Below are 2333 nucleotides of genomic sequence, written 5' to 3'. Positions count from 1 at the left end.
AAGCGACCCGGCATCACGCGCGCCGTGCTGGCCAGCAGGCGCGTGCGGCCGTGGCGCGTGCTTGCCAGCACCGGGCGTGCCGTGGCTTCCACCATGTCGGCGGCCAGCAGCACGTCGGCGGCGCCCCAGGGAATGCGGGCGCCGTGCAGCTCGCACGCCCGGTGCGCGACGCGGATGTGCGACTGCACGCCGCCGTTCTTCTGCGCCATGCCGGTCATGTCCAGCACCGACACGGCCAGGCCGTCGAGGTGCGCGGCCATGCCCATCAGTGCGCCGACCGTGACCACACCGGTGCCGCCGATGCCGGTGACCAGCAGGTTGTACGGCGTGTGCAGCGGCGCCTTCTGCGGCGCCGGCAGGGTGTCGAGCCCGGCCCGCCAGGCCGACGCGGACGCGGGTTTCCTCAACGGCGCGCCGCGCACCGACACGAAGCTGGGGCAAAAGCCCTCGGCGCAGCTGTAGTCCTTGTTGCAGGCCGACTGGTCGATGGCGCGCTTGCGTCCGAGCGGCGTCTCCAGCGGCACCAGCGACACGCAGTTGGACGCCTGGCCGCAGTCGCCGCAGCCTTCGCACACCTCCTCATGGATCACCAGCCGCCGCTGCGGGTCGGGGAAGCCGCCGCGCTTTCGCCGCCGGCGCTTCTCGGCGGCGCAGGTCTGCACGTAGACCAGCGCGGTGCAGCCCGGCATGGCGCGCAGCTCGCGCTGCACGGCGTCCAGCCGCGCGCGGTCGTGGATCGGGATGTCGGTCGGCAGGGCCAGGTCGGCGCGGCCGGCGTCAAGTTCCTGCGCCACCACGGCAACGTGCCGCACGCCCTCGGCGCGCAGCTGCGCCACCAGCATGCCGACGTTGAGCGGGCCGTCCACCGGCTGGCCGCCCGTCATGGCGACCGCGTCGTTGTACAGCAGCTTGTAGGTGACGTTCACGCCGGCCGCCACCGACGCGCGGATCGCCAGGATGGCCGAATGAAAGTAGGTGCCCTCGCCCAGGTTCACGAAGGTGTGCGGCGTGTCGGTGAACGGCGCCATGCCGATCCAGTTGCTGCCCTCGGTGCCCATCACCGAGAAGGTGCGGGTGTGCTCCGGATACACCGACAGCGCCATGTAGTGGCAGCCGACGCCGGCCATGGCTATGCTGCCGTCCGGCAGGCGGGTGGATGTGTTGTGCGGGCAGCCGCTGCAGAAGTACGGCTGGCGCACGGCGGTGCCATGGGCCTCGTCCACTTGCCGCGCTTTCGCGTCGAGGAAGTCCAGGTGCTGCCCGAGCGCGGGAATCTCCGCGTATTCGGCCAGCCAGCCGGCCAGGAAACGCGCCACCTGCGCCGCGTCTAGATCCGACGCCGCGGGCAGCGGCGCCGGCTGCGCGCCCGCATGCAGCTTGCCGACGATGCGCGGACGTGCATCCGGCGGCGCGTCGTGCAGCATCGCGCGCAGCTGCTCCTCGACGACGGGCGCCTTCTCCTCGACCACCGCCAGATCCTCCAGGCCTTCGCAGAACGCCCGCATGTCGCTCGGGTGCAGCGGCCACGGCGCCGTCACCTTCATCAGCCGGATGCCCAGCCCGGCCAGGTGGCGTTCGGTGACGCCCAGGTCGGCCAGCGCCTGCAGCACGTCCTCGTAGGCTTTTCCGGACGCGGCGATGCCCAGCCGGTCGCGCCCGGTGCGCGCCGTCACGCGGTTCAGCCCGTTCAGCCGCACGTACTCCTGGAACAGCGGCAGGCGGTGGTCCAGCAGCCGCGCCTCCTGCTGCCAGCGGTCGTCCACGGCGCGGATGCCCAGCGGCTGCGCACGCTGCGGCGCTTCGGGCAGCACCGCCTGCACGCGCTGCGCAGCGACGTCGACCACGCCGGTGGTCTCCACCGTGTCCGCCAGCGCTTTCAGGCCGATGTACAGGCCGGTGCAGCGCGAGGCCTCCCACGCGTGCACGCTCAGGTCCAGCATGTCCTGCAGGTTGGCCGGCAGCAGCATGGGCATGTGCCAGGCGCGCAGCACGCCGTCGCTCTGGTGGTTGGTGGTGGTGGAAACGCCGCCGTGATCGTCGCCGCACAGCACCACCACGCCGCCGCGCGGCGCGCTGCCGGCCAGGTTGGCGTGGCGGAACACGTCGCCCGCGCGGTCCACGCCCGGGCCCTTGGCATACCAGAGAGCGAACACGCCCTCGACCTGCGCGCCGGGCAGCAGGCCTAGGTGTCGAGTTTCACTAGGTTGTTCATAGCCGGAATGCGGCTCATGGGCGGCTGGTGGTTCAGAGCGGAGTGTGGCCGAAGCCAGTTGTAGTGGTCAACGAAGGGCTGCAGAGCGGCTCGGCGCTGCTCTGAGCTTTCATAGGGCCTG

2 protein-coding genes are annotated in these 2333 nt (G+C 71.8%); both read right to left on the bottom strand.

The window, feature by feature from the left end; all coding sequences use genetic code 11:
• Positions 1–2153, bottom strand: a 2153-nt coding sequence (locus H0U68_RS05955) for an indolepyruvate ferredoxin oxidoreductase family protein (protein ID WP_296353628.1), incomplete at its 3' end; no start/stop codon positions are given.
• A gap of 29 nt (positions 2154–2182) precedes the next feature.
• On the bottom strand, positions 2183–2333 hold a 151-nt coding region (locus tag H0U68_RS05950), incomplete at its 5' end, for an integrase core domain-containing protein (RefSeq protein WP_296353630.1).

Origin of the sequence: Ramlibacter sp. (genome assembly GCF_013697775.1) — a bacterium.
Classification (GTDB): domain Bacteria; phylum Pseudomonadota; class Gammaproteobacteria; order Burkholderiales; family Burkholderiaceae_C; genus Ramlibacter.
The sequence above is the reverse complement of the archived record's forward strand: the minus strand, read 5'-3'. Positions and strand labels throughout refer to the sequence as shown.